Origin of the sequence: Saccharothrix australiensis, from assembly GCF_003634935.1 — a bacterium.
GTDB lineage: Bacteria > Actinomycetota > Actinomycetes > Mycobacteriales > Pseudonocardiaceae > Actinosynnema > Actinosynnema australiense.
The window spans coordinates 3,042,981-3,067,329 of record NZ_RBXO01000001.1 but is presented as its reverse complement, the minus strand read 5'-3'; the positions used below and the strand labels follow the sequence as shown (position 1 = coordinate 3,067,329).

At 73.0% G+C, this 24,349-nt stretch carries 22 protein-coding genes; 7 read left to right on the top strand and 15 right to left on the bottom strand.

What is annotated here, in order from left to right; all coding sequences use genetic code 11:
* Positions 1-61 precede the first annotated feature (61 nt).
* Positions 62-1,210 (top strand): Dyp-type peroxidase, encoded by a 1,149-nt coding sequence (locus C8E97_RS14135; RefSeq protein WP_121005662.1) that lies wholly within the window; start codon positions 62-64, stop codon positions 1,208-1,210.
* Between the two features lie 17 nt (positions 1,211-1,227).
* On the opposite strand, the gene C8E97_RS36475 is transcribed toward C8E97_RS14135, so the two are convergent.
* On the bottom strand, positions 1,228-2,844 hold the full coding sequence (locus C8E97_RS36475) for a LuxR C-terminal-related transcriptional regulator (protein ID WP_281275418.1): 1,617 nt from the start codon (positions 2,842-2,844) through the stop codon (positions 1,228-1,230).
* A gap of 452 nt (positions 2,845-3,296) precedes the next feature.
* Here C8E97_RS36475 and C8E97_RS14125 point away from each other — a divergent pair, with 452 nt between their 5' ends.
* From C8E97_RS14125 to C8E97_RS34090, 3 genes are all read left to right on the top strand, one after another.
* Entirely contained in the window at positions 3,297-4,439 is a 1,143-nt protein-coding gene (locus C8E97_RS14125; RefSeq protein WP_211347012.1) for a serine hydrolase domain-containing protein, read from the top strand.
* A gap of 69 nt (positions 4,440-4,508) precedes the next feature.
* The gene (locus C8E97_RS14120; protein ID WP_121005652.1) at positions 4,509-6,602 is read left to right on the top strand and encodes a S9 family peptidase; all 2,094 of its coding nucleotides are present in this window, start codon (positions 4,509-4,511) and stop codon (positions 6,600-6,602) included.
* Positions 6,603-6,778: 176 nt separating this feature from the next.
* Positions 6,779-7,105, top strand: a complete 327-nt coding sequence (locus C8E97_RS34090) for a hypothetical protein (protein WP_147455109.1) — start codon at positions 6,779-6,781, stop codon at positions 7,103-7,105.
* Here the strand turns inward: C8E97_RS34090 and C8E97_RS14110 are convergent.
* The 5 genes from C8E97_RS14110 to C8E97_RS14090 form a co-directional block, all read right to left on the bottom strand.
* A complete protein-coding gene (locus C8E97_RS14110; RefSeq protein ID WP_121005645.1) occupies positions 7,096-7,815 on the bottom strand; it encodes an SDR family oxidoreductase in 720 nt (239 codons plus the stop codon). The two genes, C8E97_RS34090 and C8E97_RS14110, sit on opposite strands and share 10 nt — an antisense overlap.
* Position 7,816: 1 nt before the next feature.
* The gene (locus tag C8E97_RS14105) at positions 7,817-8,647 is read right to left on the bottom strand and encodes an oxidoreductase (protein WP_121005642.1); all 831 of its coding nucleotides are present in this window, start codon (positions 8,645-8,647) and stop codon (positions 7,817-7,819) included.
* A 54-nt stretch (positions 8,648-8,701) separates the two neighbouring features.
* Positions 8,702-9,511, bottom strand: coding sequence for a helix-turn-helix transcriptional regulator (locus C8E97_RS14100; protein ID WP_121005639.1), 810 nt, complete (start codon positions 9,509-9,511; stop codon positions 8,702-8,704).
* A 10-nt stretch (positions 9,512-9,521) separates the two neighbouring features.
* Complete coding sequence (locus C8E97_RS14095) at positions 9,522-9,728, bottom strand: hypothetical protein (protein WP_121005636.1); 207 nt, start codon at positions 9,726-9,728, stop codon at positions 9,522-9,524.
* Positions 9,729-9,867: 139 nt separating this feature from the next.
* Positions 9,868-10,644 carry a S1 family peptidase gene (locus C8E97_RS14090; RefSeq protein ID WP_246018880.1) on the bottom strand — a complete coding sequence of 259 codons (777 nt, stop codon included), beginning with the start codon at positions 10,642-10,644 and terminating at the stop codon, positions 9,868-9,870.
* A gap of 536 nt (positions 10,645-11,180) precedes the next feature.
* Between C8E97_RS14090 and C8E97_RS14085 the strand changes: the two genes are divergently transcribed.
* Positions 11,181-11,597 (top strand): universal stress protein, encoded by a 417-nt coding sequence (locus C8E97_RS14085; RefSeq protein ID WP_170211842.1) that lies wholly within the window; start codon positions 11,181-11,183, stop codon positions 11,595-11,597.
* Between the two features lie 48 nt (positions 11,598-11,645).
* Here C8E97_RS14085 and C8E97_RS14080 read toward each other — a convergent pair whose 3' ends face one another.
* The 6 genes from C8E97_RS14080 to C8E97_RS14055 form a co-directional block, all read right to left on the bottom strand.
* Positions 11,646-13,124, bottom strand: coding sequence for an APC family permease (locus tag C8E97_RS14080; RefSeq protein ID WP_121005630.1), 1,479 nt, complete (start codon positions 13,122-13,124; stop codon positions 11,646-11,648).
* A 230-nt stretch (positions 13,125-13,354) separates the two neighbouring features.
* The gene (locus C8E97_RS14075) at positions 13,355-13,891 is read right to left on the bottom strand and encodes a hypothetical protein (RefSeq protein WP_121005627.1); all 537 of its coding nucleotides are present in this window, start codon (positions 13,889-13,891) and stop codon (positions 13,355-13,357) included.
* 106 nt (positions 13,892-13,997) lie between these two features.
* Complete coding sequence (locus C8E97_RS14070) at positions 13,998-14,606, bottom strand: SMI1/KNR4 family protein (RefSeq protein WP_121005624.1); 609 nt, start codon at positions 14,604-14,606, stop codon at positions 13,998-14,000.
* Positions 14,603-14,788, bottom strand: coding sequence for an undecaprenyl diphosphate synthase family protein (locus tag C8E97_RS14065; RefSeq protein WP_121005621.1), 186 nt, complete (start codon positions 14,786-14,788; stop codon positions 14,603-14,605). The genes C8E97_RS14070 and C8E97_RS14065 overlap by 4 nt, the downstream gene beginning before the upstream one ends.
* A 181-nt stretch (positions 14,789-14,969) precedes the next feature.
* On the bottom strand, positions 14,970-15,587 hold the full coding sequence (locus C8E97_RS14060; protein WP_121005618.1) for a DUF3159 domain-containing protein: 618 nt from the start codon (positions 15,585-15,587) through the stop codon (positions 14,970-14,972).
* Positions 15,584-16,717, bottom strand: a complete 1,134-nt coding sequence (locus tag C8E97_RS14055) for an FAD-dependent oxidoreductase (protein WP_170211840.1) — start codon at positions 16,715-16,717, stop codon at positions 15,584-15,586. Before C8E97_RS14055 ends, C8E97_RS14060 begins: the two co-directional genes overlap by 4 nt.
* A gap of 102 nt (positions 16,718-16,819) precedes the next feature.
* On the opposite strand from C8E97_RS14055, the gene C8E97_RS14050 reads away from it, so the two are divergent.
* Positions 16,820-17,428, top strand: a complete 609-nt coding sequence (locus tag C8E97_RS14050) for a TetR/AcrR family transcriptional regulator (RefSeq protein WP_121005615.1) — start codon at positions 16,820-16,822, stop codon at positions 17,426-17,428.
* 10 nt (positions 17,429-17,438) lie between these two features.
* On the opposite strand, the gene C8E97_RS14045 is transcribed toward C8E97_RS14050, so the two are convergent.
* A complete protein-coding gene (locus C8E97_RS14045; protein ID WP_121005612.1) occupies positions 17,439-18,440 on the bottom strand; it encodes a glycoside hydrolase family 113 protein in 1,002 nt (333 codons plus the stop codon).
* A 197-nt stretch (positions 18,441-18,637) separates the two neighbouring features.
* Between C8E97_RS14045 and C8E97_RS36810 the strand changes: the two genes are divergently transcribed.
* Positions 18,638-19,387 carry a helix-turn-helix domain-containing protein gene (locus tag C8E97_RS36810; RefSeq protein ID WP_121005609.1) on the top strand — a complete coding sequence of 250 codons (750 nt, stop codon included), beginning with the start codon at positions 18,638-18,640 and terminating at the stop codon, positions 19,385-19,387.
* Positions 19,388-19,411: 24 nt separating this feature from the next.
* Here the strand turns inward: C8E97_RS36810 and C8E97_RS14035 are convergent, their stop codons facing one another.
* Both C8E97_RS14035 and C8E97_RS14030 read right to left on the bottom strand, forming a co-directional pair.
* On the bottom strand, positions 19,412-20,515 hold the full coding sequence (locus C8E97_RS14035; protein WP_246019364.1) for a BMP family lipoprotein: 1,104 nt from the start codon (positions 20,513-20,515) through the stop codon (positions 19,412-19,414).
* An 831-nt stretch (positions 20,516-21,346) separates the two neighbouring features.
* Positions 21,347-24,292: an AfsR/SARP family transcriptional regulator gene (locus tag C8E97_RS14030; protein WP_121005603.1), complete on the bottom strand. Its 2,946-nt coding sequence runs from the start codon at positions 24,290-24,292 to the stop codon at positions 21,347-21,349.
* Positions 24,293-24,349 lie beyond the last annotated feature (57 nt).

Here is a 24,349-nt window from a genome sequence, read left to right as displayed (position 1 = left end):
CCCAGTCTGGCACGACCGCCGGGTTCGCCCGCGACAGGGCGAATCTGGCACCCTCCACCGCGTGCGCCGAGCCGAAGGTCACCCATCACGCCGTGCGTTCCTCGGGGCCGGGGCCACCGCGCTGGCCGCCGGCCTCACCGCGGGCTGCGAAGCAGGCGACTCCCCGCCGGGGCGCGACGCACCCGCGACGGCCGCGCCGGTGACACCCACGGGCGTGCACCAGGCGGGCATCACGCTCCCCGCCGAAGCCCAGCCCAACCTGCTGGTGGTGGTGGCCGACGTCGACGGGGGCGCGGCCGTCGGCCCGCTGCTGGCCGAACTCGGCGAGGCCGTCCGCGCGCTCGCCTCGGGCGCCGACGCCCGGCTGCTCGGCCTGCCGGCGGGCGACCTCACCGTGACGATCGGGATCGGTCCCCGGCTGGTGCGCCTGGCCGGGGCGGGCCTGCCCGGCGGCGCGGACCTCCCGCCGTTCTCCCACGAGCGGGTCGAACCGCGGGCGCGGGGCGGCGACCTGCTGGTGCAGGTCTGCGCGGGTGACGCGGTCGTCCCGCCGGTCGCCGCCGCGGCGCTGCTGGCCCTGGCGGGCGACCGGGTGCGCGAGCGCTGGCGGCAGTCCGGGCGGCGCGGCCCGGCCGTCCCGGTGCGCCAGGGCCGCACCGCGCCGCGCAACGTCATGGGGTTCGTCGACGGCGTCGTCGGCCCGCACTCGACCGCCCAGCAGCAACGGGACCTGTGGCTGGCCGGGCCCGCCCCGGTCGCCGGCGGCACCATCGCCGTGCTCCGGCGCATGGAGGTGGACCTGGCGCGGTTCGCCGCGCTGCCCGTGGCCGCCCAGGAGGCGGTCTTCGGCCGACGCCGGGACACCGGCGCGCCGCTCTCCGGCGGCGACATCGCCGCGGACCCGGACCTCGGCGCGAAGACGCCGGACGGTCGCTACCTCGTCCCGGCGGACGCCCACCTGCGCAGGGCGCACCCCGCGGTGGTCGGCGTCGGCCTCATGCTGCGCCGCTCCTACAGCATCGACGAACCCGCGCCCGGCCTGCTGTTCATCAGCTTCCAGAACGACCTCCGGACGTTCACCAACACCCTCGCCCGGATGGAGGGCGGCGACGCCCTGCTGCCGTTCACCACCACCACCGCCGCCGCGAACTTCCTGGTGCTGCCCGGCTTCGACGAGCAGCGCCCGCTCGGCGCGACCCTCTTCCCTTAGAGGACACCGGTTTCCCCTCAGAGGACACCGAGTTCGTGCGCCCGCATCAGCGCGCCCTCCCGGCTGGACGCGCCGAGCTTGCGGTAGGCGCTCTTCACCTGCGTGCGCACGGTGTTGACGGACACGACGAGCTTGCGCGCGACCTCACCGAGGGTCAGGCCGGCGTCCAGCTCGGCGAGGACCACCTGCTCCCGGTTGGTCAGCTCCACCAGCTCGACCCGTTCCGGGAACACCGGCCGGGCCCGCGCCAGGCGCTGCGCCGCCTCGTCGGTCAGGGGCAGGTCGCCCAGCCGGACCACCTCGTCGCGATCGGCCGGTGACAACGCGGCGAGCGAGAGCACCTCGTCCGGCGTGCGCACGCGGCGCACCGGCACGAGCGAGCGGCGCGCCTCGTCCTCGTCGCCCATGCGCCGCGCGGCGATCGCCTTGAGCAGCAACATCTGCCGGGCGTCCCGGCGCGACGTCGTCTCGTGCCAGGACGTGCGCGACGCCATCGCGCGGACCGCCTCGTACTCGCCGTTGAGCAGGCGGAGCCGGGCGGCGGGCAGCGCCAGCCACGAGCACTGCGGGTCCGCCTGCTTGATCAACCGCAGCGCGCGGGTGGCCTGGCCGGTGGCGATCAGCAGCTCGACGTGGGCGCGGCGGAGCACCCGGAAGGCCGTGCCCTGCGCGACCAGCTCGGGCGCGTGGCTGAGCGGGAGCGCGCCCAGGTGGGCCAGCGACGTCGCCGGGTCGCCGAGGTGCAGCCCGTGCGCGAACACCAGCGCCGCGACGAACGGCCAGACCTCCAGCGGCCTGGTGCCGTCGCCGGTGACCGCCAGGCGCTCCGCGAGGTCCGCCTCGTCGTAGCGGTCCAGCGCGTGCCAGCCCTGCGCGATCGTCCCGCCCACGGTGAGCAGCAAGCGGACCCGCTCGGAGGGCGGCTCGAAGCCGCGCATCCGGTCCAGCCACTGGTGGGCGAGGGCCGCGTGGCCGAGGTGCGCGAAGATCATGGCGAGGTTCGCGGCGGCGTTGAGGGCGGTGGCCGCCGTCGCCGGCTCGGCCGTCGCGCGCTCGTACGCCTGGCGGTACAGCTCCACCGCGGCCGGGAAGTCGTCCATCAGCGACCGCGTCAGACCCCGTTGCAGGGCAAGCCACCCGGGGCGCGCTTCGGCGTCGCCGCCGGGCAGCGCGCCGAGTTGCGCCGCGCGGGCCGCGAGCCGCTCGCCCAGTTCCTCGGCCTCGGCGCTCGCGCCCCGCATCCGCAGCCCGATCATGGCCGCGGTCCCGACCGCGACGAGCGTCGCCGCCGAGGTCTCCACCGCGAGGTCCATCGTGGCCGCCAGGCGGGTGCCCAGTTCCGCGTAGTGGCGCAGGTGCGGCCTGAGTTCGCCGGAGTGCGGCCGGCTCATCGCGATCATCGCGTGGTAAGCGCCGATCCACGAGAGCATCAGGCGCGGGCGGGCGCGCAGCTCCTCGGCGGGCACCTGGTTCAGCACCAGGAACAGCCGACCGGCGACGTCGCCCTCCACGGCGAGGATGTGCTGGTCGCACAGGGCTTCGAGCGCGGCCCAGTCGCGGTCCTCGGCGATCCTGGCCAGCGCGTCCGGGAAGTCGGCCGCCGACACGCGAGCGGGGTGCGTTCCGTGCGGCACCGTCTCTGCCCCTCCACCCGGACCAGGCCGATGGATCTCGCTCACGAGCGCGAAGGGCCCGGGTGCCCGCCCCGCTCACTTGCGGTGAACGAGAGATCACCCTGGCACGCGGACGCAGCAGCCGTCACGCCCGACAACCGGGTGAACTTGACGGCCATTGGGCCGATGGACGAGCCGCCGGTCGAGCACTCCTCACGATCGGGTCGGGGGTGACCCCGACCGTTGCCGCCGCGGGTTCGCTTCGCGGCCCAACGGCGTCCCGAACGCTCCGCAGCGCTGCCGAGTGCGGCACTTACGAACCAAAGCCATTGCATTAGGCGACAACCTCGCGCAACGAACACAAGCTTGCTACCTGCGGCTTTGCGCGTTGCTCCAGGAAGAGCTGTTTGACGAGTTTATGCATGCAACGTAACTTTCACGTTGTCGGAAAGACTCCGGAGCAAAGGATGGCCATGTCACACGAAGATGTTCAGCAGGTGCTCGACTGGGCCGTGGCCGAGGCAGGCGTGCCCGGCATCATCGCCGAGGTGCACGACGCCGACGGGACCTGGTTCGGCACGGCCGGGGTGGCCGACCTCGGGACCGGTGCACCGCGGCAGCGGGGCGAGCACGTCCACGCGGGCAGCGGCGGCAAGGCGTTCACCGCCGCCACCGTGCTCCAACTGGAGGTCGAGGGCCGGCTGAGCCTCGACGACACGGTGGAGAAGTGGCTGCCCGGCGTGATGGACGTCAACGGCTACGACGGCCGGAAGGTCACCATCCGGCACCTGCTGAGCAACACCGGCGGCCTGTTCTCCACCGGTCTCGCGCCGGAGACGACGGACAACTACGCCACCCGCTCGGGCTTGGAGAAGCACCGCTTCGACCACTGGACCACCGCCGACCTGATCCGGCTCGGGCTGTCCCAGCCGCCGATCGGCGAGCCCGGCGAGCGCTTCGTCTACTCCAACAGCGGCTACTACCTCGCCGGCGCGATCATCGAGAAGGTCACCGGCAACAGCTACGCCGAGGAGGTCGATCGCGCGGTCGTCCAGCCGCTCGGCCTGACCCACACCTTCGTCCGCGCGTCGGACGACACGGGCTACCCGGAACCGCACCCCCGCGCCTACACGGCGATGTTCCTCAAGGACGGCGTCGACCCGGCATCGCTCACGGCCGACAACTGGACGTCGCTGATGGAGGAACCCGGCACCCCGCCCCTGGACGTCACCGAGTTCAACACCTCCCTGTTCTGGTCGGCGGGCAACGTCGTCTCCACCACCGGCGAGCTGATCCGGTTCATCAAGGCGATGGCGTCCGGGAGCCTGCTGCCCCCGGCCCAGCACCACGCGTTGTGGACCACCGTCTCCACCGAGGGCAGCGGCTGGATCCCCCACACCCGTTACGGCCTCGGCATGTTCGAACTCGAAAAGGCGCTGACCGGCGGCCTCACGCTGCGCGGCATGGCCGGCGCCTTCTGGGGGACCGGCGCCTTCGGGGTGAGCACCCCGGACGGCGAGCGCGCCGTCGTCTTGCACACCAACACCGACTGGAGGGACTTCGAACTCGCCTTCAAGGTCATCGATGCGGTGTTCGGCACGTCCCTCAACGCGTAAGCGCAACGCCGCGCCCGCACCAAGTCCACGGCGACCATCCCGGTTCGCCACGTCCCGGCAGGGGGGAACATGGAAGACCGATACCGCGCGGCCGAGCTGCAACTCGGACGCAACCGCAGCGGGCTGGTGAAGGGTTGGCAGATCCGACCCAACTGGCACAAGGGCAGGTTCTGGTTCGCGGGCGACGAAGGCTTCACCCTCGTCGACCCGAAGGCAGGCGGCAAGAGGACCGGCCTCACCGAGGACGAGCTGGTCGCCGCGCTCGGCGCGCGGCTCCCGAAGCACAACCCGGTCGAGTCGGTCTCGCCCGACGGTCGCCGCGTGGTGTTCCGCGACGGGCACGACCTGGGCGTCCGCGTCCTGGAGACCGGCGAAGAGATCCTGCTGACCACGGACGGCACCGCGGAGCGGCCTTACGGCGTCGCACCCGACGCCGCGCGCTACTGGATGCTGCTGCGCCGCCTGGGGTTGCCACACCCGCCGCCCGCGGTCCGGTGGTCACCGGACTCCACGAAGGTGCTGACGCACCGCCTGGACAACCGCGGCGTGCCGCTCATGCACCTGATCGAGAGCGCACCGGCCGACGGCGGTCGTCCCGTCCTGCACAGCTACCACTACGCGGTGCCCGGCGACGATGTGCTGCCGCGCGCGGAGATGATCGTCTTCGACGCGGTGACGGGCGAGGCGGTGCCGTCCGGGGGCGAGCCGTTCCCCCTCCACTACACGTCGCCGTTCGTGACCGGCGACGCGTGGTGGGCCGAGGACGGCAGGGCCGCGTACTACCTCGAACACTCCCGCGACGTGCGCACGCTCAGCCTGCGCCGCCTCGACCCCGTCAGCGGCGAGGTCACCACGCTGGTGGAGGAGAGCGGCCCCACCCGCGTCGAGGCGAGGCAGGTGGCCATGCTCCCGCCGAGCGTCAGGGTCCTCCCGCAGGGCGTGCTGTGGTACTCCCAGCGCGACGGCTGGGGCCACCTCTACCTGTACGGCCCCACCGGTGAGCCCGTGCAGCTGACGTCCGGGGAATGGGCCGTCCACGAGGTCCTGCACACCGACGACCGGTACGTCCACTTCACCGCCAACGGCCTGGTCGAGGGCGACCCCTACCGCCGTCAGGTGTGCCGGGTGGCGTTGGACGGCAGTGGGTTCGCGCGGATCACCCAGGACGACCTCGACCACGAGGTCAGCGTGGCCGACGACGGCTCCTGCTTCCTCGACTCGGCCTCGACCGTCACCGAACCGCCGGTGACGACCGTGCGCGACTGGGACGGCGCGGTCCTGGTGGAGGTGGCGGCGGCGGACGTCTCCGAACTGGAGGCCAGCGGGTGGAGCGCGCCCGAGCGCATCACGGTGAAGGCCGCCGACGGCGAGACCGACCTGTACGGCGTCCTGCACCGACCGCACGGCTTCGACCCGGAGAGCTCCTACCCGGTGGTCGACCACGTGTATCCGGGTCCCCAGGTCAACCGGGTGTCGCCGGCGTTCGACCCGGGGCTGATCGGCTACGACGCCGAGGCCCTGGCCGCGCTCGGCTTCGCCGTGCTCGCCCTGGACGGGCGCGGCACGCCGAACCGGAGCAAGGCGTTCCACGACGCCTCCTACGGCGCGCAGGCCATCGCCGGCCACATGGACGACCACGTGGCGGCGCTGCGGCAGCTCGCCGAGACCCGGCCGTGGCTCGACCTGACCAGGGTGGGCGTCTGCGGCTCCTCGGGCGGCGGCTACGCGGCGGTGCGGGCCATGCTCGACCACCCCGAGGTGTTCACCGTCGGCGTGGCCGAGTCCGGCAGCCACGATCTGCGGCTCTACCACCCGTACGTGGGCGACGCCTACGTCGGGCCGTTCGACGAGGCGACCTACGAGCACTCGGCGAACACGACCCACGCCGCCCGGTTGCAGGGCAAGCTGCTGCTCATGCACGGTGAGCTGGACGACAACGTCACACCGCACCTCACCATGCGGCTGGTGAACGAGCTGATCGCGGCCGACAAGGACTTCGACCTGATCATCGTGCCGGGCGCGGAGCACCTGCTGCTCGGCTACCGGCACTACACCACCCGCCGGCGCTGGGACTTCCTGGTCCGCCACCTGCTGGGCGTCGAGCCGCCGAAGGACTACCAACTCGCCCCGATCCCGCTCGACACCAGCTTCTTCACCGGCTGACGGCGCGGCTCCGGGCAACCGGGGCACGTGGCACTTCGCGAGCGGATCGCCCCCGGTGGACATCCAGTCCTCCGGGGGCGATCCGCCCCGCTGGTCGCCCGGATCGCCGCCCAAGACGACCCGGAGGCCGGCCGGCGCACGAGCTGCGCCCCGCGGACTGGCGCAAGCGCGCCGTCTTGTTCGACAGCGTTCCGCGGCAGTACCTCGACATGGGACTGCACGAGTTCCGCAGCGGTGCAGTCGGGCCGCAACGGGTTCCACAACACCTCACCGAACTGGTACACCAATCCGGACCAGCCGCAGTCGTCGGCGACCGCTTGTGCGGCAGGAGGATCGGCCCGTTCGAGTGCAACCGGCACGTCGAGGACGGCGGCGAGCGGATGAGCGCCCGGATCGGGGCCGTCGACTCGCCGGCCGAGAACGGCGTTCAGCTCACGGTGGAGCCGGAGGGCAGCGAGGAACCAGCGGTGGCCCCCTGGGCGTGGTACCGCCGCTACCGCTGACGCACCGGCCGGATCACCAGCTCGTTCACGTCCACATCGGACGGTTGGCCGACCGCGTACGAGATGGCCTCGGCAATGGCGTCCGACGGAATGGCGTTCGCGCGGTAGGTGCGCATCCGTTCCCTGGCGCCGGCCTCCGTGATGGTGCCGGCGAGTTCGGACTCCACCACGCCGGGCGAGACCGTGGTGACGCGGATGCTCGGTTCCAGCTCCTGCCGCAGCCCTTCGGTGATCGCCCAGGCGGCGTGCTTGGTGGCGGCGTAGACGGCTGCCGTCGGCGACACCGCGTGCGCGGCGATCGACGCCACCGTCACGAAGTGACCGCTGCCGGCACGCTGGAAGTGCGGCAGTGCCGCGGCGATCCCGTGCAGCAACCCGCGCACGTTCACGTCGATCATCCGGTCCCACTCGTCGACCAGCAGTGAGTCCATCCGGGACAGTGGCATCACGCCGGCGTTGCCCACGAACACGTCCACACGCCCGTGCCGCTCGACCGCGCCGTCGACGAACTCCGCGACGTCCTCGCGGTCGGTCACGTCCAGCCGGCGGGTCTCGACGCTGCCGCCGTCGGCACGGATCTCGCCGGCCAGCTCCGCCAGCCGGTCCTCCCGCCGCGCGCCGGCGACCACGTGGTGTCCTTCGCGGGCGAGGCGCAGCGCGGTCGCGTGGCCGATCCCGCTGCTGGCGCCGGTGATGAGCACGACCTTCATGTCAGTTCTCCGGGTAGTCGGTGGACAGGGTGAGCGAGCGCCACTCGTCGAACGTGGCGCGCAGCGTGTCGAGGCGGGCGGTCGCGATGTCGTAGGCGGCCTTGCCGAGCAGCAACCGCAGCGGCGGCTCGTCCGACTCGACCGCGGTGAGCACGGCCTGCGCGGCACGTGCCGGATCGCCGGGCTGATGTCCGTACGTGGCGAGGGTTGCGGTCCGACGCGCGCCCGCGGTCTCGGCGTAGTCGTCGATGACCGTCGCGGACTGGCGCATCGACGGGCCCGACCAGTTGGTGCGGAACGCGCCCGGCTCGACGATCGTCACGCGGATCCCCAACGGCGCGACCTCGGCGGCGAGCGACTCGGACAGGCCCTCGACCGCGAACTTCGTCGCGTGGTAGTAGCCGGTCGCGCCGAACGCGGCCAGCCCACCCAGCGACGAGATGGTGACGATGTGACCGGACCGGCGGGCCCGCATGCCGGGCAGCACGGCCTTCGTGACGTCGACGAGCCCGTGCACGTTGGTGTCGAACAAACCGCGGACCTCGGCGTCCTCGCCCTCCTCGATGGCGGCCAGGTAGCCGTAGCCGGCGTTGTTGACCAGCACGTCGATACGGCCGAACGCGTCCTCTGCCGCGGCGACCGCGGCCGTGACCTGGGCGTGGTCGGTGACGTCGAGCGGGAGTACCAGGGCCCGGTCGTTCGAGCCGAGGTCCGCGACCTGCTCCGGGTCGCGGGCGGTGACCACGGCACGCCGGCCGCGGTCGAGTACGGCCGTCGCGATCGCGCGACCGAGACCGGTCGAACAACCGGTGACGAACCAGACGGAGGTCATGAAGTTCTCCTTGTCGAAGGCAGGGGCGAGCCCCGGTCCATTCGGAATGCGCACTCAGCGCGCGGTCAGGCTGCCCAGCAGCGACAGCGCCTCGGCGGACGGGCTGCCGGGTTCGGCCTGGTAGACGACCAGTTGCTGGCCTGGTGCGCTGTTCACGGTGAGCGACTCGTAGGTGAGGGTCAGTTCCCCGACGAGCGGGTGCCGGAAACGCTTGGTCTCGCGGCCCTTCTGGCGGATGTCGTGCCGGGCCCAGAGCCTGCGGAAGTCCTCGCTCTTGAGCGACAGTTCCCCGACGGTCCGGATGAGCCGCTGGTCGTCGGGGTCGGCGTGCGAGCGCAGGCCGCCGACGGTGTTGATGGCCACGCGTTCCCAGTCCGGGTAGAAGTCGCGGGCGTCCGGGTCGAGGAACACCAGCCGCACCAGGTCGTCGCTGTAGGTGTGGCCGGCGAACAGGGCCTCGCCGAGCTGGTTGTGGGCCAGCACGTTCATGCACCGCCCGAGCACGACCGCGGGAGTGCTGGTCCAGGCGGCCATCATGGCCGCCAGCGCCGGGCTGACCTGTTCCTTCCGCGCACGCACACGTGGCCGCGGGCGGGGCCTGGCCAGGTCGTGCAGGTAGGCCCTGGCGTCCTCGTCGAGGTCCAGCGCCCGCGCGAGCGCGTCGACGACCTGCGGGGACGGGTTCCGCTCGCGGCCCTGCTCCAGCCGCACGTAGTAGTCGTCGCTCACGCCGGCCAGCAGCGCGACCTCGGTCCGACGCAGGCCGGACACCCGCCTGCGGGTGCCGGGCGCCAGGTCGACGTCCTCCGGCCGCACCCGCGCGCGCCTGGCCTTGAGGAACTCACCGATCGCGTTGCCGTCCACGTTTTCGAGGTTAGTTCCGTTCGGGAACGGAAGGGTGGGTGTGCCACTCCCAGTGTGCGAGGCCGTCGAAGAGGGCCCGGCCGAGCGTGGTCGAGCGGGCGCAGACCACGACGCCGACGCCCTGCGCCGACGACACGTCCGCGGCGCCCGGTTCGGTGACGGTGGACGTCTTGGCCTCGTTCTCGACCTGCGCGACGTGGTGGACTCGACAGGCCATCGCCTGGGCGTCGGCGAAGGAGGAACGCCGGGTGTGGTGGGAACGCCGGCTCCCACCACACCCGTTCACGCACAGTCGCGCACCGGGATGTCGGGATCCGCCGGCGGATCGCCGACCACGCGGTCCCGGCGTCACGCGTCTACGAGGTCGCTTCCCACGCGGTCACCGCACCACCGGTGACCTGGTCGATCCAACCCCGGTAGCCGGGCACGCTGTTGTAGATGCCGGGGCCGTCGAGGCAGTTGCGGCTGTTGTTGCCCGACCGGCTGGTAGCCCCGGTCAGCTCGCCGTTCAGGATGGACGGCCCACCCGAGTCGCCGTAGCAGGCGCTGGTACCCCGCGCGCCCTGGAAGCAGATCTCCTTGCCCCGCTTGAAGGAGGCGGTGCACCTGGAGTCCGCGACGGTGGTCGTGTCCACCTCGCGGAGCTGCGGCGAGGCGCCGCCGCAACCGGGGGTGCCGCACGTCTGACCGTGGCCGATCAGCTTGTTGACGGTGCCGACGGCCGGGGTGCTCGCCGCGATCCTGACGGGCTGGGAGGACGCGGGCCTCGACAGCTTCACCACGGCGATGTCGTTCTCACCGAGGATCGCGCCGGACGCGGTGACGAGTTCGCCGCCGGAACCGGTGTTGAGCGAGCCGATCCGGGCGGAGAAACCGCCACCGGTCGGCCCCTGGACGCAGTGCTTGGCGGTGACCAGCCACTGGGGGGCGATGAGCGACGCCCCGCAGAAGTGCCGGCCACCGCGTTGCAGCGACGCGAAGAACGAGTAGGGGGTGGTGACGACCCTGCCACCGATGATGAGGGGTTCGACTTGGGACCCTTCCTGCGGACCAGTCGCCGACGCGGGCCCGGCGATGAGCGATCCGGCGATGACGGCGGCAGCGATCAAGGAGATGCGTCGAATCCACATCATATTTTCCGACCTCCTGCGGAACGAGGAAGCCCGGCAGCGGACGAACTTCTGGAGTGTGGTACCGCTCAACTCCCGACCGTAGTGGCCGGGAAAGCGTCCGGTACCCCTGTTGGCACCAATGCGCCGGCCGCCGGTCCGCGACCGGGCCGTTCGGCGGACGGCGGCGTGGTGCGGGCGTCGTCGGTCGTGGTGTTCCGCCGCCGTGCCGCCACCACGCGCGGAACCGGGCGCTCCCGGACCCACCGGCGCCGGTGGGTCCGGGAGCGCCACGCGCCACCGGGTCAAATCAGCGCGAAGGATTGGTAAATCATCCTTTGATTCAATCGGCGAAGGTTATAAAAAGAGCATAAAGATCACTGCGGCGACTCGACAGGAATACGCGGCGGTTCGACCATTTCAGGTGCGTGTCCGGCGATGTGCCGAGTCGAGCGCTCGCATTTCCATTCACCTCGCGGCGCTCGTCCGGATCGACGCGGGGCGGACACGGCCGGATTCCGGGCGAGCCCGTTGCGGGGCGCCCTATGCGAGGAGGCGTGATGGAGGCCAGTCGGATCGTCGTCGGCATGGACAACACGGCGGCCAGTGCCGCAGCCCTGCGGTGGGCCGTGCGACACATGCGGGAAGGTGGGGTCGTGGTCGCGGTGTCGGTGTGCGGACTCCGAACGCCCACCGGGGACGTGGACCTGTTCCACACCGCCCGCCTGCGCATGATGCACGACACCGTCACGCGCATGGGGTCCGAGGGCGGCGTGCAGGTGGAGGAGTCGGTGCTCGACGGCGAACCCGGTCCCGCCCTGGTGGAACTGGCCGAGGAAGCCGACAGCCTGGTGCTCGGCCGCCACGGGTACAGCCGGGGCGGCGTCACGGTCCTCGGTTCGGTGATCCGGCACTGCCTGGAGCACGCGACGTGCCCGGTCGTCGTCGTGCCTGCGCACGGAGGGCACGCGGCCTGACACCGGTCCGGCCGGGCAGCGGCGGCCGGACAGCGGCGCCCGGCCGGGTCAGGCGCCGCTGTCCGGGCCGACCCGGTGGTCGGCCGGGGCCGGGTCGCGTTCCAGGTCCGTGCTCAACGCCCGGTAGACCGACGGGCGGTGCCTGCGCAGCCACAGCGCCGTCGCCAGGCCCGCCACCGCGACCACCGGCAGCAGCCAGGGCAGGCGGGCGATGACCGGGTTGTCGGAACCGGCCAGCGTGGGGAAGTTCGCGACCGCCAGCGCCACGATCACGGCCAGGCCGAGCGCGCCCAGTCCGGGCGCGAGCGCCGTCCGGGTGAACCGCCGGTCGCCGACCCGGCGGAAGTGGACCACGATCGCCGCCGCCGCGAGGAACTGGAGGAGCAGGATGCCGAGCGTGCCGAGGCCGGTCATGCTCGCGGTCAGCGAGGCGACCGGGTCCAGGCCCGCCAGCCGGAAGACCAGCGCGACCACCGAGGCGAACGCCAGCTGCGCGATCGCCGCGTTCTGCGGCGCGCCCGTGCCCGCGCGGGTGCGCCCCAGCCGTCGCGGCAGCACGCCCACCCGGCCCAACGCGTACAGGTAGCGGGTGGCCGAGTTGTGCAGCGCCAGCAGCGCGGCGAACAGGCTGACCACCAGCAGCAGCGTCATCAGCTTGGTCAGCGCGTCACCCAGGTGCTCCCGCGCCACGGAGAAGACCAGGTCGCCGGTCGACAGGTGCGCGCGGGCGACGTCCTGGGCCTGCGCGACGCCGACCGCGCTGACCACGGCCCAGGTGGTGAACGCGGCGAAGACGCCGATGAACCCGATCGCGATGTAGGTCGCCCGCGGGATCGTCCGGTGGGGCCGCTTCGCCTCCTCGCCGAACAGCGCCGTCGCCTCGAAGCCGATGAACGCGTTCGCGGCGAACAGCAGGGCCAACCCGCTCGCGCCGTGCAGCACCACCGACGGGTCGAACACCGACAGCGAGAACCCGTGCCGGACCAGCACGCTGACGTCCAGCAGCAGCAGGATGGACACCTCCAGCACCAGGCAGACCGCGAGCACCCTGGCGCTGACGCCGATGCCCCGGCGGCCGAGCAGGAACACCAGCACCACCGACAGCGCGCTCCACACGGCCCAGTCGAGGTCCAGCCCGAACACCTCCGCGATCCCGGTGGAGGTGAAGAACCCGCTGGTGCCGATCGCGCCGGCGACGAAGCAGTTGTAGCCGAGCATGGCGATGAACCCCGCGACGAGGCCGACGACCCTGCCCAGCCCCCGCACCACGAACGCGTAGAAGCCGCCGGCGCTGGTGAGCACCTTGGACATCTGCGCGTAGCCCACCGCGAACAGCAGCAGCACGACCGTCGCCAGGACGAACGCCACGACCATGCCGCCGCCGTTGCCGACCGCGATGCCGATGGCCGCGATCACCACCATCCCGGTCAGCGGCGCGACGGCGGCCAGCACGAGGAAGACGATGCCGGGCACTCCGAGCACGTTCCGGGCCAACGCCGTGTGATCCCGCGACTCGCTTCGGCTCATGGCTCGCGAGTATTCAACCGCCGGGCGGACCGGCTTTGCCACTGGGCGCACACATCTTGGTCCTGCGCGACCCGGATCGGTCGGCCGAGGTCGCCGCCTCGATCACCGGGCCGGCCGGGCGGCGACGGCGCGGGCCGGGCTGCGGGTGGTCGGGGCGACGGGTGGTCGGGGCGGCAGGAGGCCGGTGCGGCCGTGCCCGGATGGGCGTGCGCGACCGCCCCAGTCCCCGATCACTCCACTTCGGACAGTTGATACCGCTCCCGCGTGACGTCCCGCGACCGACGGACCCGCTCGCGCTGCCGCAGGCCGAAGGGGATGACGACGAACAGCAGCACCAGCGCGATCACCAGGAGCGGCACCCCGGCCACCAGTCCCGCCGGACCCTCGTCCAGGAACCCCAGGACTCCGACCACCAGGCCGAGCAGCCCCGGCAACGCGAACATCACCCGCAGAGTCTTCAGCGGGAACGGCGTGGCCAGCACCGCATCGGCCTGGTCGACCAGCGGTCGGGCGAGCCTCGGGTCCTCGACCGGCACGCCCTGCCTCATCGCGCGGGAGACGGCACGGCGCTCGCCGAAGTTCAAGCCGCGCAACGCGGTCGAACCCCACACCCGCCGCATCGACACGGCCATCACCGCACCGAACAACGCTCCGAACACCACGCCGGCCCACAGGCTGTCACGCTGCAAACCGTGGGTGACGCCGAACAGCCCACCGGCGAGCAGCCCGAACAGAACGACCTTCCCCCGTGAAACCCGCTGAGCCACCGAAGCCTCCCCGAGTCGTCTGCGGTGGGAGTACCCCGTCGGGCTTTCGCCGAACCGTCCGATTCGCTCGCGGGCGAACGAGCCCCACCGCGCCGGGAGCGCCGGTTCACCTCCAGTGGACTCCGTCGTTCTCGGCGGTCGCGGTCGCAGTGCCGCTCCCGTGCAGCGCATCCGCCGTGTACGCCAACAGCGCCGCGACCGACGGGTACGTGTTCACGCCGTCGAACCGCGGATTCGACTGCGGGTCGAGCTGCCCGACCGCGCCGAGCCGGTCACCCTCCCTCAGCTCCACGACGAGGCTGCACCCGGTGTCGTCGAGGGCGATCGGCAGCCAGGCCGGGTGCCAGCCCCAAAACGCGTCCTCCTCGCCCTCCTCGACATCGGACCAGTCCTCGTCGTCCTCGTCGCCCATGTCGTCGACCTCCGCCGCCTGGCGCTCGGCGAGCTGCGCGGTCCTCCGCCGCCAGTCCTCGACCACCCGCGCCAGCGGCAGCAGGGTCCACCGCGTCGGCACCAGGAAGTTCATCGGCCGGGTGGACGTGCCGTCGTGGCAGCGCAACGACTCCACCAGGTCCGCGGGGAAGCGGTGCCCGACCTCCGCCTCGGCCGCCGCGATCCCGGCGGGCGCGGCGGGTGGCCGCAGGACGTGCTGGATCCCGTTGTCCCGGCACCACTCCTCGATGCGGTCCCACGACGCGGACACCTGCGCGGTCATGCGGTGATCGTGCCACAGCTCGGACCACGACGGCCGCCGGCGGCCGAGCCGCGCTCGCGCAGGTTGTCGCTCGACGCGAGGAACACGGTCACGTACCGGATGCCGGGGTCGGCACACCACCCCAGCACGGTCTCCAGGTGCTCACCCCCGCGCAGGTGGCCGACACTGGGGCCGATCCCCACCCGTCAACGCCACCGCATACCGGAACCACCCCGCCGCACCGACTCCGCACAACCACCCTCACCGGCCACCACCCCGCTGCCCTTCCCCGTTCACCACCCATCCACCCCTTGTAACCGACCTGCCCCGCCGGGAGGTCGACACGGCGAACGCGGTCGAGCGGTGGGTCGGCGCGGTGGATCGCTAGCCGGGCTGTGGGGCCGCGCGCAGCAAGCGCCGGCACAGGTAGACGCAGGCCCCCGCGGCGGGTGCGCCTCCCAGCAGGGTGGCGGCGATGCCGAGCGGGACCAGGATGCCGGACGCGTGCAGGGGCACCAACACTGCCGTGGCGATGGCGAACTTCGCCAGGAACACCGCCGTGCACAGCTGGTAACGCCGCCGCTGCCGGCGATCGCGCCGCCAGGCGAGGCGTTCACCGCGCACCGTGCCCACCACCAACCCGATCACCGGCCACCCCACCACCATCGACACCCCGAACAGCACGCCCGCGCCCGCCTGCGTGAGCACGGTGGAGAGGTAGAAGTCGACCGCCTGCCCGGTGTTCCCGGCCACCAGCGCCGAGGCACCGACCACGGCCAACCCGGCCGCCGGCTGCCAGAACTTGCGGTCGGTGCACATCCGCACCGCGGCGAACGCCACCACGCCGCCGACCGCGACCAGCGCGGAGGTCGACACCTGCCCGGTCAGCAGGTACGCGACGAGGAACAGCACCCTGGACGCGACGCCCTCGGCCACCGTGCGCCAACCGCCCACCGCGCTGAACAACGACAGGGACTTCTCCGTCAGCACGTTGAGGCTCACCGGTCCACCTCCGCCGCGCCAGGCGCGAAGCCGGTGCGGCGTAACGAGTCCTCGTAGCGGCCGATCGCGTCGAGCAAGCCGAGCCGACCGCGGTGCGCCTCGACCAGCGCCTCGCAGAGGCGGTGCGCGTCCCGCATGGCGAGGTTGCCGCCGAAACCCCGAGCCGAGTGGACGGCGTCGCCGACGACCGTCACCGGACCGGCGGGCCACGCGGGCGTCGGCGGGATCACGCCCATCCGCAGCTCGACCGTGACGTCCGGCCAAGCCTCGTCGACGACCAGCCGCAGGACCGGGGGCAGGTCGACGGCCTGCTCCCGCGCCCGACGCCACACCGAGTCCGGCGATCCGAGGCGCTCCCGCGCGACGGGCAAGGCCCACATCACGTAGTCCTCGACCCCGGCGACCGCGCCGCGCCGCAGGGCGGGCAGCCACCGCTCCCGCGCCGCCGCCGGCGGCTCGGTGAACCGCAGCACGCCCAGCACCACCATCGTGCCGCGCGCCCGCACGCGGGCCGGGCTGTCGCCCACCAGCTCGGGCAACCCCGTACCGACCAGGGCCCGCAGCGGTGTCGCGCCCATGAGCATCCGCTGTCCCGTGTCGACCACCCGCACGTGCGGCAGGTACTGGCGGCGCACCGCCGACCCGATCCCGTCCGCGCCGACCAGCACGTCCGCGGTGTCCCGGCCGCCGTCGGCGAACCACACCCCGACCGTGCCGTCCGCCCGTTGCTCGAAACGCGTGAACTCCGCGCCGAACCGGACCACGTCCTCCAGCCCCGTCAGCAGCACCGCCCGCAACAGCGGGCGGTGGACCTGTCGACCGGGTAAGGCGCGGCCCGCCCTGCCGTCGGTCGGCTGCTCACCCACCACCTTGAGCACCCCGTCCACTTCGGACAGGGTCAGGGTCCGCTCGCGCGGCCCGCCACCGGTGGCCTCCACCATCGCGACGTGCGCCGGGGGCAGGCACGACCGCAGCGCCGACGCGCCGCGCTCGTCGACGTGCAGGCTGATCCCCTGCCGACGCCCCGATGCGCCGTCCCGCTCGTACACCACGACGTCGACGCCCGCCCGGCGCAACCCGTGAGCCAGCGTCAACCCACCGGGGCCTGCCCCGACCACGACCACCCTCATGCCGCCATCCCCAATCTTCATCGCCTGATGAAGAACACCCTACGTCGGGTCCGGGCGAAACTCCACCAGGCGATGAAGAAGGGGTGTTAGGCTTGGGCGGTCATGGCAGAACGAGGGACCCACCAACGCCCCGGACGCTGGCGATCCGGCGCGGAGAGCAGGCAGCGCATCCTCCAGGCCGCCCGCGAGTTGTTCGGCAGGCACGGCTACGGCGGCACGACCGTCCGCGCGATCGCCACCGCGGCGGGCGTCGACCCGGCGATGGTGTTCTACTTCTTCGGCACCAAGCAGGGCCTGCTCGGCGCGGCGATCGAGATGTCCGACAACATCCCGCCGGCCATCGAGTCGATCTTCACCGGCGGCCTGGACACCATCGGCGAGCGCATCGTCCGCACGCTGCTGGAGAACCTGGAGAAGTCCGACCGCACCCCGCTCGTGATGCTGACGAGGTCCGCGCCCACCGACGCGCAGTCCGAGGCGCTGCTGCGCGAGTTCATCGACCGGGAGATCACCGAACGGCTCGCCGCGCTGCTCGGCACACCGGACGCCGCGCTGCGGGCGGGCATGGTCAACGTGCAGATCCTGGGCCTCGCGGTGGCGCGGTACATCGTGCGGATCGAACCGATCGCCTCGTCATCGGTGGACGAGCTGGTCGCCCGGTTCGGCCCCCTGGTGCAGCACTGCCTGACCGGGCGGACGGAACCGCCATGAGCGCGAACCCTCAGGCATCACCCCCACGTTCCCGGAGACCCCGGTACGCCTCGGCCATCGCGTGGAAGGACCGCTTGGGCACCAGGCTGCCGTCGGCCATGACCTTGCACACCCCGTAGGAAGCCAGGTCGAGGTCGAAGCGCGGGTCCGGGTGGTGCGGGAACCCGTAGTTGGCGAAGGTGAACCAGAAGGCGCTGTCCACGCCTTCCTCGTCGAACAGCGCCACCATGTCGCGCAGGTGGCGGGCCTGCTCCTCCTCGTCGCGGATGTGGTCGCCGCGGACGCGGGGCGGGTCGGCGTCGTGGTCGACGACGTCCCAACCGATGCCGCCGCGCTCGGCCGCGCCCCGGTAGGTGCAGCAGCCGAACTCGGTCGCCGCGAGCGGCTTGCCGTGCCCGAGGTACTCCCGCAGTCCCTGGCGGAAGGCGTCACCGGCGTCCCCGTAGGCGTCGACGCCCACGATGTCGAAGGGGGTCCAGTCGACCTGCTCCCACGTGCCGGCGGCGTAGGTGACCCTGCCGCGGAACCGTTCGCGCACCGCCGCCACGGCGTCGGACAGCACGGCGTTCAACCGGACGGCGATCGCGCCGAGCCGAGCCGCCGCCTCGTCGGGGTCGGGATTGCTGCTCGCCACGGCCTTGATCCGGGCGAGGCTGTCGTCCCCCGGCACGAAACCGGCGGCGAACAGGCTCAGTTCGCAGCCGGTGACGAAGACGTCCGCCCCCACCTCCCTGGCGCGGTCCGCGCAGTCGGCGAAGTACGGCGGCAGGTCCGTTGTGGACAGTTCGCACGGGAACGGGGAGAACCAGACCTCCAGCCCCGCGTCGGCGGCGTACCCGGCGGCGACCGCCAGCCGCTGCGGGTCGCCGCCGATGACCCGCACGGCGTCGCAGTGCAGGTCTTCGGCGATGACACGGATCTCCCGGCGCACGGCGTCGGTGTCGAAGCCGGGTCGTGTGCTCCGCCCGCCGGGGGCGAAGCCGGTGTCGTAGGTGATGCCCTTGGCACGCATGGCGCGAACGTTGGGCAGAGCGCAAAACACCGGTCAACGGACGCCGCCCCGGATTCGCGCTGTCCTAGCTGGTCACAGCGATGATCGCGATTGCAATGACATTGCCGGCCAATGCACGCCGGCAGCCGTCCTTTGCAATGGCCGACCACCGGCTCGCATACTGGCGTCGGGACGACCGAAGCGGAGGGGCCGGCCGAATGCCAGGGAGCAGGCTGACCGGAGCCGACCGGCGGCGGATCGCCGCGGGCTTGGCGCAGGGCTTGGACTACGCCGGGATCGCCCGCCGTTTGGGCCGCCCCACCTCGACGGTGAGCCGCGAGGTCGCGCGCAACGGCGGACCCGGCCGCTACCGCGCCGACCTGGCCCAGTTCGCCACCACCCACCGCGCCCGGCGCAGCCCACGCCCGCAGGCGCCCGCGCGGCCGGACGACGACCGCGGCGGCCTCGACCCCGGCGCGGTGGCCGCGTTCACGGCGGACCTGACCGCGGCCATCGTCGACACCGGCATGCCGCGCACCGCCGCCGGCGTGATGGCCTGCCTGCTCACCGCCGAGACCGGCAGCCGCACCTCCGCCGAGCCGGCGCGGGACCTGCGGGTCAGCGCGGCGACCATCTCGCACGCGGTCGGCCTGCTGCGGCGGCAGGGGCTGATCCGCCACGCCCGCGACGGCCGGAGCCGGCGCCACCGGTACTTCCTCGACGAGGACGCGGGTCCGCGCTCCGCCGTGGTCGGCGCCCGCGCCAACCAGCGGCTCTCCGCCACCGCGCTGCGCGGCGCGGAGGTCTTCGGGGCGGGCACCGCGGTCGGTACCCGGCTCGTCGCCGCCGGCCGATTCCTCGCGCAGCTCGGCGACGACATCCTTCGCGCCGCCGAAGAGCGCCGGCGCGCCACCACGGGCACCGGCCCCGAGCACGCGCGGACGGCCGGTGCGACGACAGCGCGGTGAGCCGCCCGGCCGTGCGCCGGTGGCCTACGGCTTGTCCGCGACCTCGATCCGGCCCGCGATGATCTCGGCCTTGAACCCCTCCACGATCCCCTGTAGCTTCGCGTCGACCCTGCCGCCCGACGTGGCGTAACCGACCCCGTTCGCCTTGAGGTCGAAGACCTTCGGCAGCGAGGCCAGGTCGTTCCGCGCGGCGGCCCGGACGAAGTCGTACACCGCCACGTCGACGCGCTTGAGGCTCGACGCGACGATCACGTCCCTGGTGTCCGCGAGCGCCGGCTGGTGGTACTGGTCGGCGTCACACCCGATCGCCAGCACACCCGCCTGCTTCACCGCGGAGAAGACGCCGATGCCGGACGCGCCCGCGGCGGGGTAGAGGACGTCCGCGCCCTTGTCGATGAGGCCCTTCGCGGTCTCCAGGCCCTTCGCCGGGTCCTGGAACCCGGTGAAGTCGGTGGCCGGCGTGAGGTACTTGCGCTCGACCACGACCTTCGGCGCGGCGGCCCGCGCGCCCTGCGCGTACCCGGCCTCGAACTTCCGGATCAGCGGGATGTCGACGCCGCCCACGAAGCCGACGTGGCACTTCCGGCTCTGGTACGCGGCCACCACGCCGGCCAGGAACGCGCCCTCCTGCTCGGCGAAGACCAGTGGCGTGACGTTGGCCGCGCCCTCCACGGCCGAGTCCACCAGGCCGAACCGGACGTCCGGGAACTCCGGCGCGACGACCTTCAGCGACTCGGTGTACGCGAAGCCGACGCCGATGATCGGGTTGAAGCCCTCCCGCGCGAGTTGGCGCAGGCGGGACCGCTTCACCGACTCGTCCTCGTTCGGCGCGGCGGAGACCTCGCGGGTGTTCTCCTCCTTGATGCCCAGGTCGGCGATCGCCCGGTCGAACCCGGCGGCGGCGAGGTCGTTGAACGACGCGTCACCGCGACCGCCGATGTCGAAGGCCAGGCCGATCTTCAACGCGCTCCCGTCGACCCGGTCGCCGTCGGCGGCCTGCTCCCCCGCGCCGGCGCTCGGCGTGGCGGGCGGGCTGGGCGGTGTCGCGAACTCGCACGCGGCACCCGCGACGCCGGTCGCCCCGGCGACGACACCACCGGAGTCCTTCGCGCAGGCGCTCAGCACCATGAGGCTGGTCAACGTGATCGCGGCAACAGCGGTGCCACGCTTACGACGGCGCACGGCTCGTCTCCCTCCCTGCTCGTCGAGCAGACACTCCCCCGATGGCCGCATCAGTCGCGGCGCGACGGACCGTACCCGTTCGCGCGATCGGCCGGATGAACGCTCATCTGCTGGGAACGCCACTCGACCTCTGGGACACTCCCGGCCACGCGCCTTGAGCGGTCGTCGATGCGCGTGGCCGGGGCACGGCGACAACGCCGTGCGCGGACCTACCGATAGTGCGCGGAAACCGCTTACCACGCGGTCCGAGCGACGACCTCGCCGTCGGTCAGGCTCACGAACAGGCCAATGTGTCCGCCCACCGGAAAATCGCTTGACCCCTGCCCGTGGTCGGCAACCGTCTACAAAGGACTTGACCAGGCGATGCGAGCCCGTCGAGCTGCGCGCGGCCCGCGGTGGTGATCCGCAGCGCCCGGCCCGTCGGCGCACCCATCGCGCGTCGAGCATCGCCGCCGGCACGCTCGCGCCGAGCGCCCCCGAGGTGCGTGGTGCGGTGGGACCAGTCCAGGCACGCGCGGACCGCGGGCCCCCTGCCCGCGGACAACACCGTGACCCGACCTGGAGCACTACGTGGCCGGCGTGGTGGTCGACTGCGGCAGCGCGGCGGTGAGCGAGCGGGGGATGATCGCCTTCGCCGGCCGGTTCGACCCGCAGGCCATGCACACCGACCCGGCGGCTGCGCGGCATGGACCGTTCGGGGGCCTGATAGCCGAACGACGACGTGGTGCTGCGCGTGACCGTGGTGGACTTCCTCAAGCGGCGTGGGTGCTCCTGAGGTCAGGAGGCGTCCTCCGAGCGCGACGCCGGGCCCGGTCGGCGTGCGCTGCCGGGTGTCCCGGTTGCCGCCCGCTGCCGCGCCCGTTCTCCCGCGCTGTCGGCCGCGCTCGGCTGCCCGTCCGGCTCCGGCGTCGGGTCGAGGTCGTCGAGCTGTCGTCGGACGCGTTCGACGTCGGTGTCGCGGCCCTGTTCCCGGTACAGCTCCAGGGCTTCCCGCCACACCGCGCGGGCCTGGTCGCGTTCTCCGAGGGCGGCGTGGGGGTGGCCGGCGTTGTCGAGGGTGTTCGCGATCTCGTAGGTGTGCCCCAGGGTGCGGTACAGGCCCAGGGCCTGGCGGTAGCGGTCGACGGCCCGCCGGTGGTCGCCGGTGCGGTGGGCGATGAGCCCGAGGCTGTCCAGGGTGTCCGCCTTACCCTCCGCGTCGTGGTGGCGGCCGGCCAGGGCGAGGGCGGCCTCGCAGTGGTCGCGGGCCGTGTCGTAGTCGCCCAGGCGCGCCGCGAACCAGCCCACCAGGTTGAGCGCGGCGGCTTCCATCACCGGCTGGCCGAGGGTGCGGTGCAGGGCCAGGGCGTGTCGGGCGTGCTCCAGGGCCCCTCGGTCGTCCCCCCGCCGTTCGCGGGCGAGCGCGAGCTTGTGGTGGGTGTGCGCCTGCTCGGCGGTGTCGTGGTGGCGCACCGCCAGGTCGAGGGCCCGGTCCAGGTGCCGCGCGGCCTCCTCGTGCAGGCCCAGCAGGGAGTACGCCTGGCCGAGGTTGCGGTGGGCGCAGCTGCGCGCGGCGGGGTCGGGCAGGTGGTCGGCGGCGTCCAGCGCGGTCCGCCACACGACGAGCGCGTCGCGGAGGTGCCCCCGGCGGAGGTGGAAGGTGTGCAGCGTCCAGGCGAGGTGCCAGACGACGTGGTGGCGGCCGAGTGCGGCGGCGGCGTGCTGCGTGGCCAGGAGGGTGGCGTGCTCGGCGGCCAGCCAGGCGGTCGCGGCCGCGGCGTCGGGCAGCGGGAGCGGGTGGACGTCGGACGCGGGCGGGTCGGGGCGCAGGAACGAGTGGTGCGGGTCCAGGAGGTGGTCGGCGGTGTGCGCGGTGTGCAGGTGGAAGCCCATCACCCGGACCAGGGCCGCCTCCCGCACGTCCTCGGGCAGGGTGGCGCGGGCCGTGGTGCCGGCGTAGTCCCGGACCAGGTCGTGCATCGCGTACCGGCCGCCCGGCCGCCGGTCGAGCAGCGACGCCTCCTCCAGGGCGGACAGCGCCTTGCGCGTGCGGGCCGAAGACAGGCCGGTGAGGGCGATCGCGGCGGCCGGGGTGGTGTCGGGTCCGGGCGCGATCCCGAGCAGCGCGAAGACGGTGCGCTGCTCGTCGGTGAGCCGGCGCAGGGACCAGGACAGCACCGCGGGCAGGCTGGCGGTGTGGTCGGTGTCGTGGTCGAGCACCTCCAGGCCCAGTTCGCGCAGTTCGGCGGCGACCTCGCGCAGGGCGATGGCGGCGCGGGTGGCGGCGTTGCGGGCGGTGATCGACAGGGCCAGCGGGTAGCCGCCGCACAGCTCGACGAGTTCGTCCACGGCGTCGGGCTCGCCTGCGACGCGGTCGGCGCCGATGCGCGCGGCCAGCAGGGCGCGGCCCTCGTCGCGGTCCAGGACGTCCAGGGCCAGGTGGCGGGTGCCGTGCCGGTCGATCAGGGAGGCCAGCCGGTGGCGGCCGGTGACCAGCACGGTGCAGGTCGGGCTGCCGGGCAGCAGCGGCACGACCTGCTCGCTGGTGGCGGCGTTGTCCAGGACGACCAGCATCCGCCGCCCCGCCACCAGGCTGCGGTACAGCGCCACCCTGGCGTCCAGGTCGGGCGGGACGCGGCGGGGGTCGACGCCCAGTGCGTCGAGGAACCCGCGCACCGCCACCGCCGGGCCCGTCGGCTCCCCGGTGGGGCTGAACCCCCGCAGGTCGGCGAAGAGCTGCCCGTCGGGGAAGCGGTGCAGGTTGCGGTGGGCCCAGGTCAGGGCGAGCCAGGTCTTGCCGATCCCGCCGGCACCGCCGATCGCCGAGATCATCACCGCCGTCCCCGCGGCCGCCGGTCCCGGCGCGGCCGGGTCGTCGGGGGCGGTGGCGAGGGTGTGGTCCAGCCGGGCCAGCTCCGCGCGGCGGCCGGTGAACAGGGCGGGCGCGGCCGGCAGTTGCCGGGGCACCACCGGTGACCTGCTCGTGCCCGCGTCCGGGACGGCGTGGGTGAGGGCCGGGTCGGAGGTCAGGATGCGCTGGTGGAGTTCCCGCAGGGATGGTCCGGGATCGGCGCCGAGGTCGTCGGCGAGCCGGACGCGCATCCGCTGGTAGTGCGCCAGGGCGTCGGCCTGGCGACCACTGCGGCACAGCGCGAGCATGAACTGCGCGGCCACCCGCTCGTCCAGCGGGTGGGCTGCGCTCAGCGCGGACAGGTCGGCCAGGGCCTCCGCGTGGCGGCCGGTGCGCACCCGGAACTCGGCGCGGTCGAGTTCGGCGGTGAACCGCTGCCGGTCCAACTCGGCGCGCAGGGCGTCGACCCACGAGGTGTCCAGGCCGGCGCACACCTCACCCCGCCACAAACCCAACGCCTGCTCCAACATCGCCACCGCGCGGGCGTCGTCGGTCGCACGGGCGTCGGCCAGCAACCGGCGGAACCGGTGCACGTCGACCACGCCCTCGTCCACGACCAGCTCGTAACCACCGGTGCGACGGACGATGTCGGCTTCGCCGGTGGCCCGCAGGACCCGCCGCAACCGCGACAGGTAGCCGTACAGCACATCCCGACCCCTGCTCGGGACCCGATCGCCCCACACGTGGTCGAGCAGCCGATCGGCCGGCAGCAACCGGTTGGCCTCGACCAGCAGCACCGCCAGCACCCACCGCTGCCGGGCCGGGCCCAACTCGACCCACCGGCCGTCGACGTGCGCCTCCACCGGCCCCAGTACGCGGAATTCCACCGCCATCAGGAAACCCCCCTGGCTCGCCCCTGGCTCCCGGAACGTGGTCTATCAGGAGCGTCG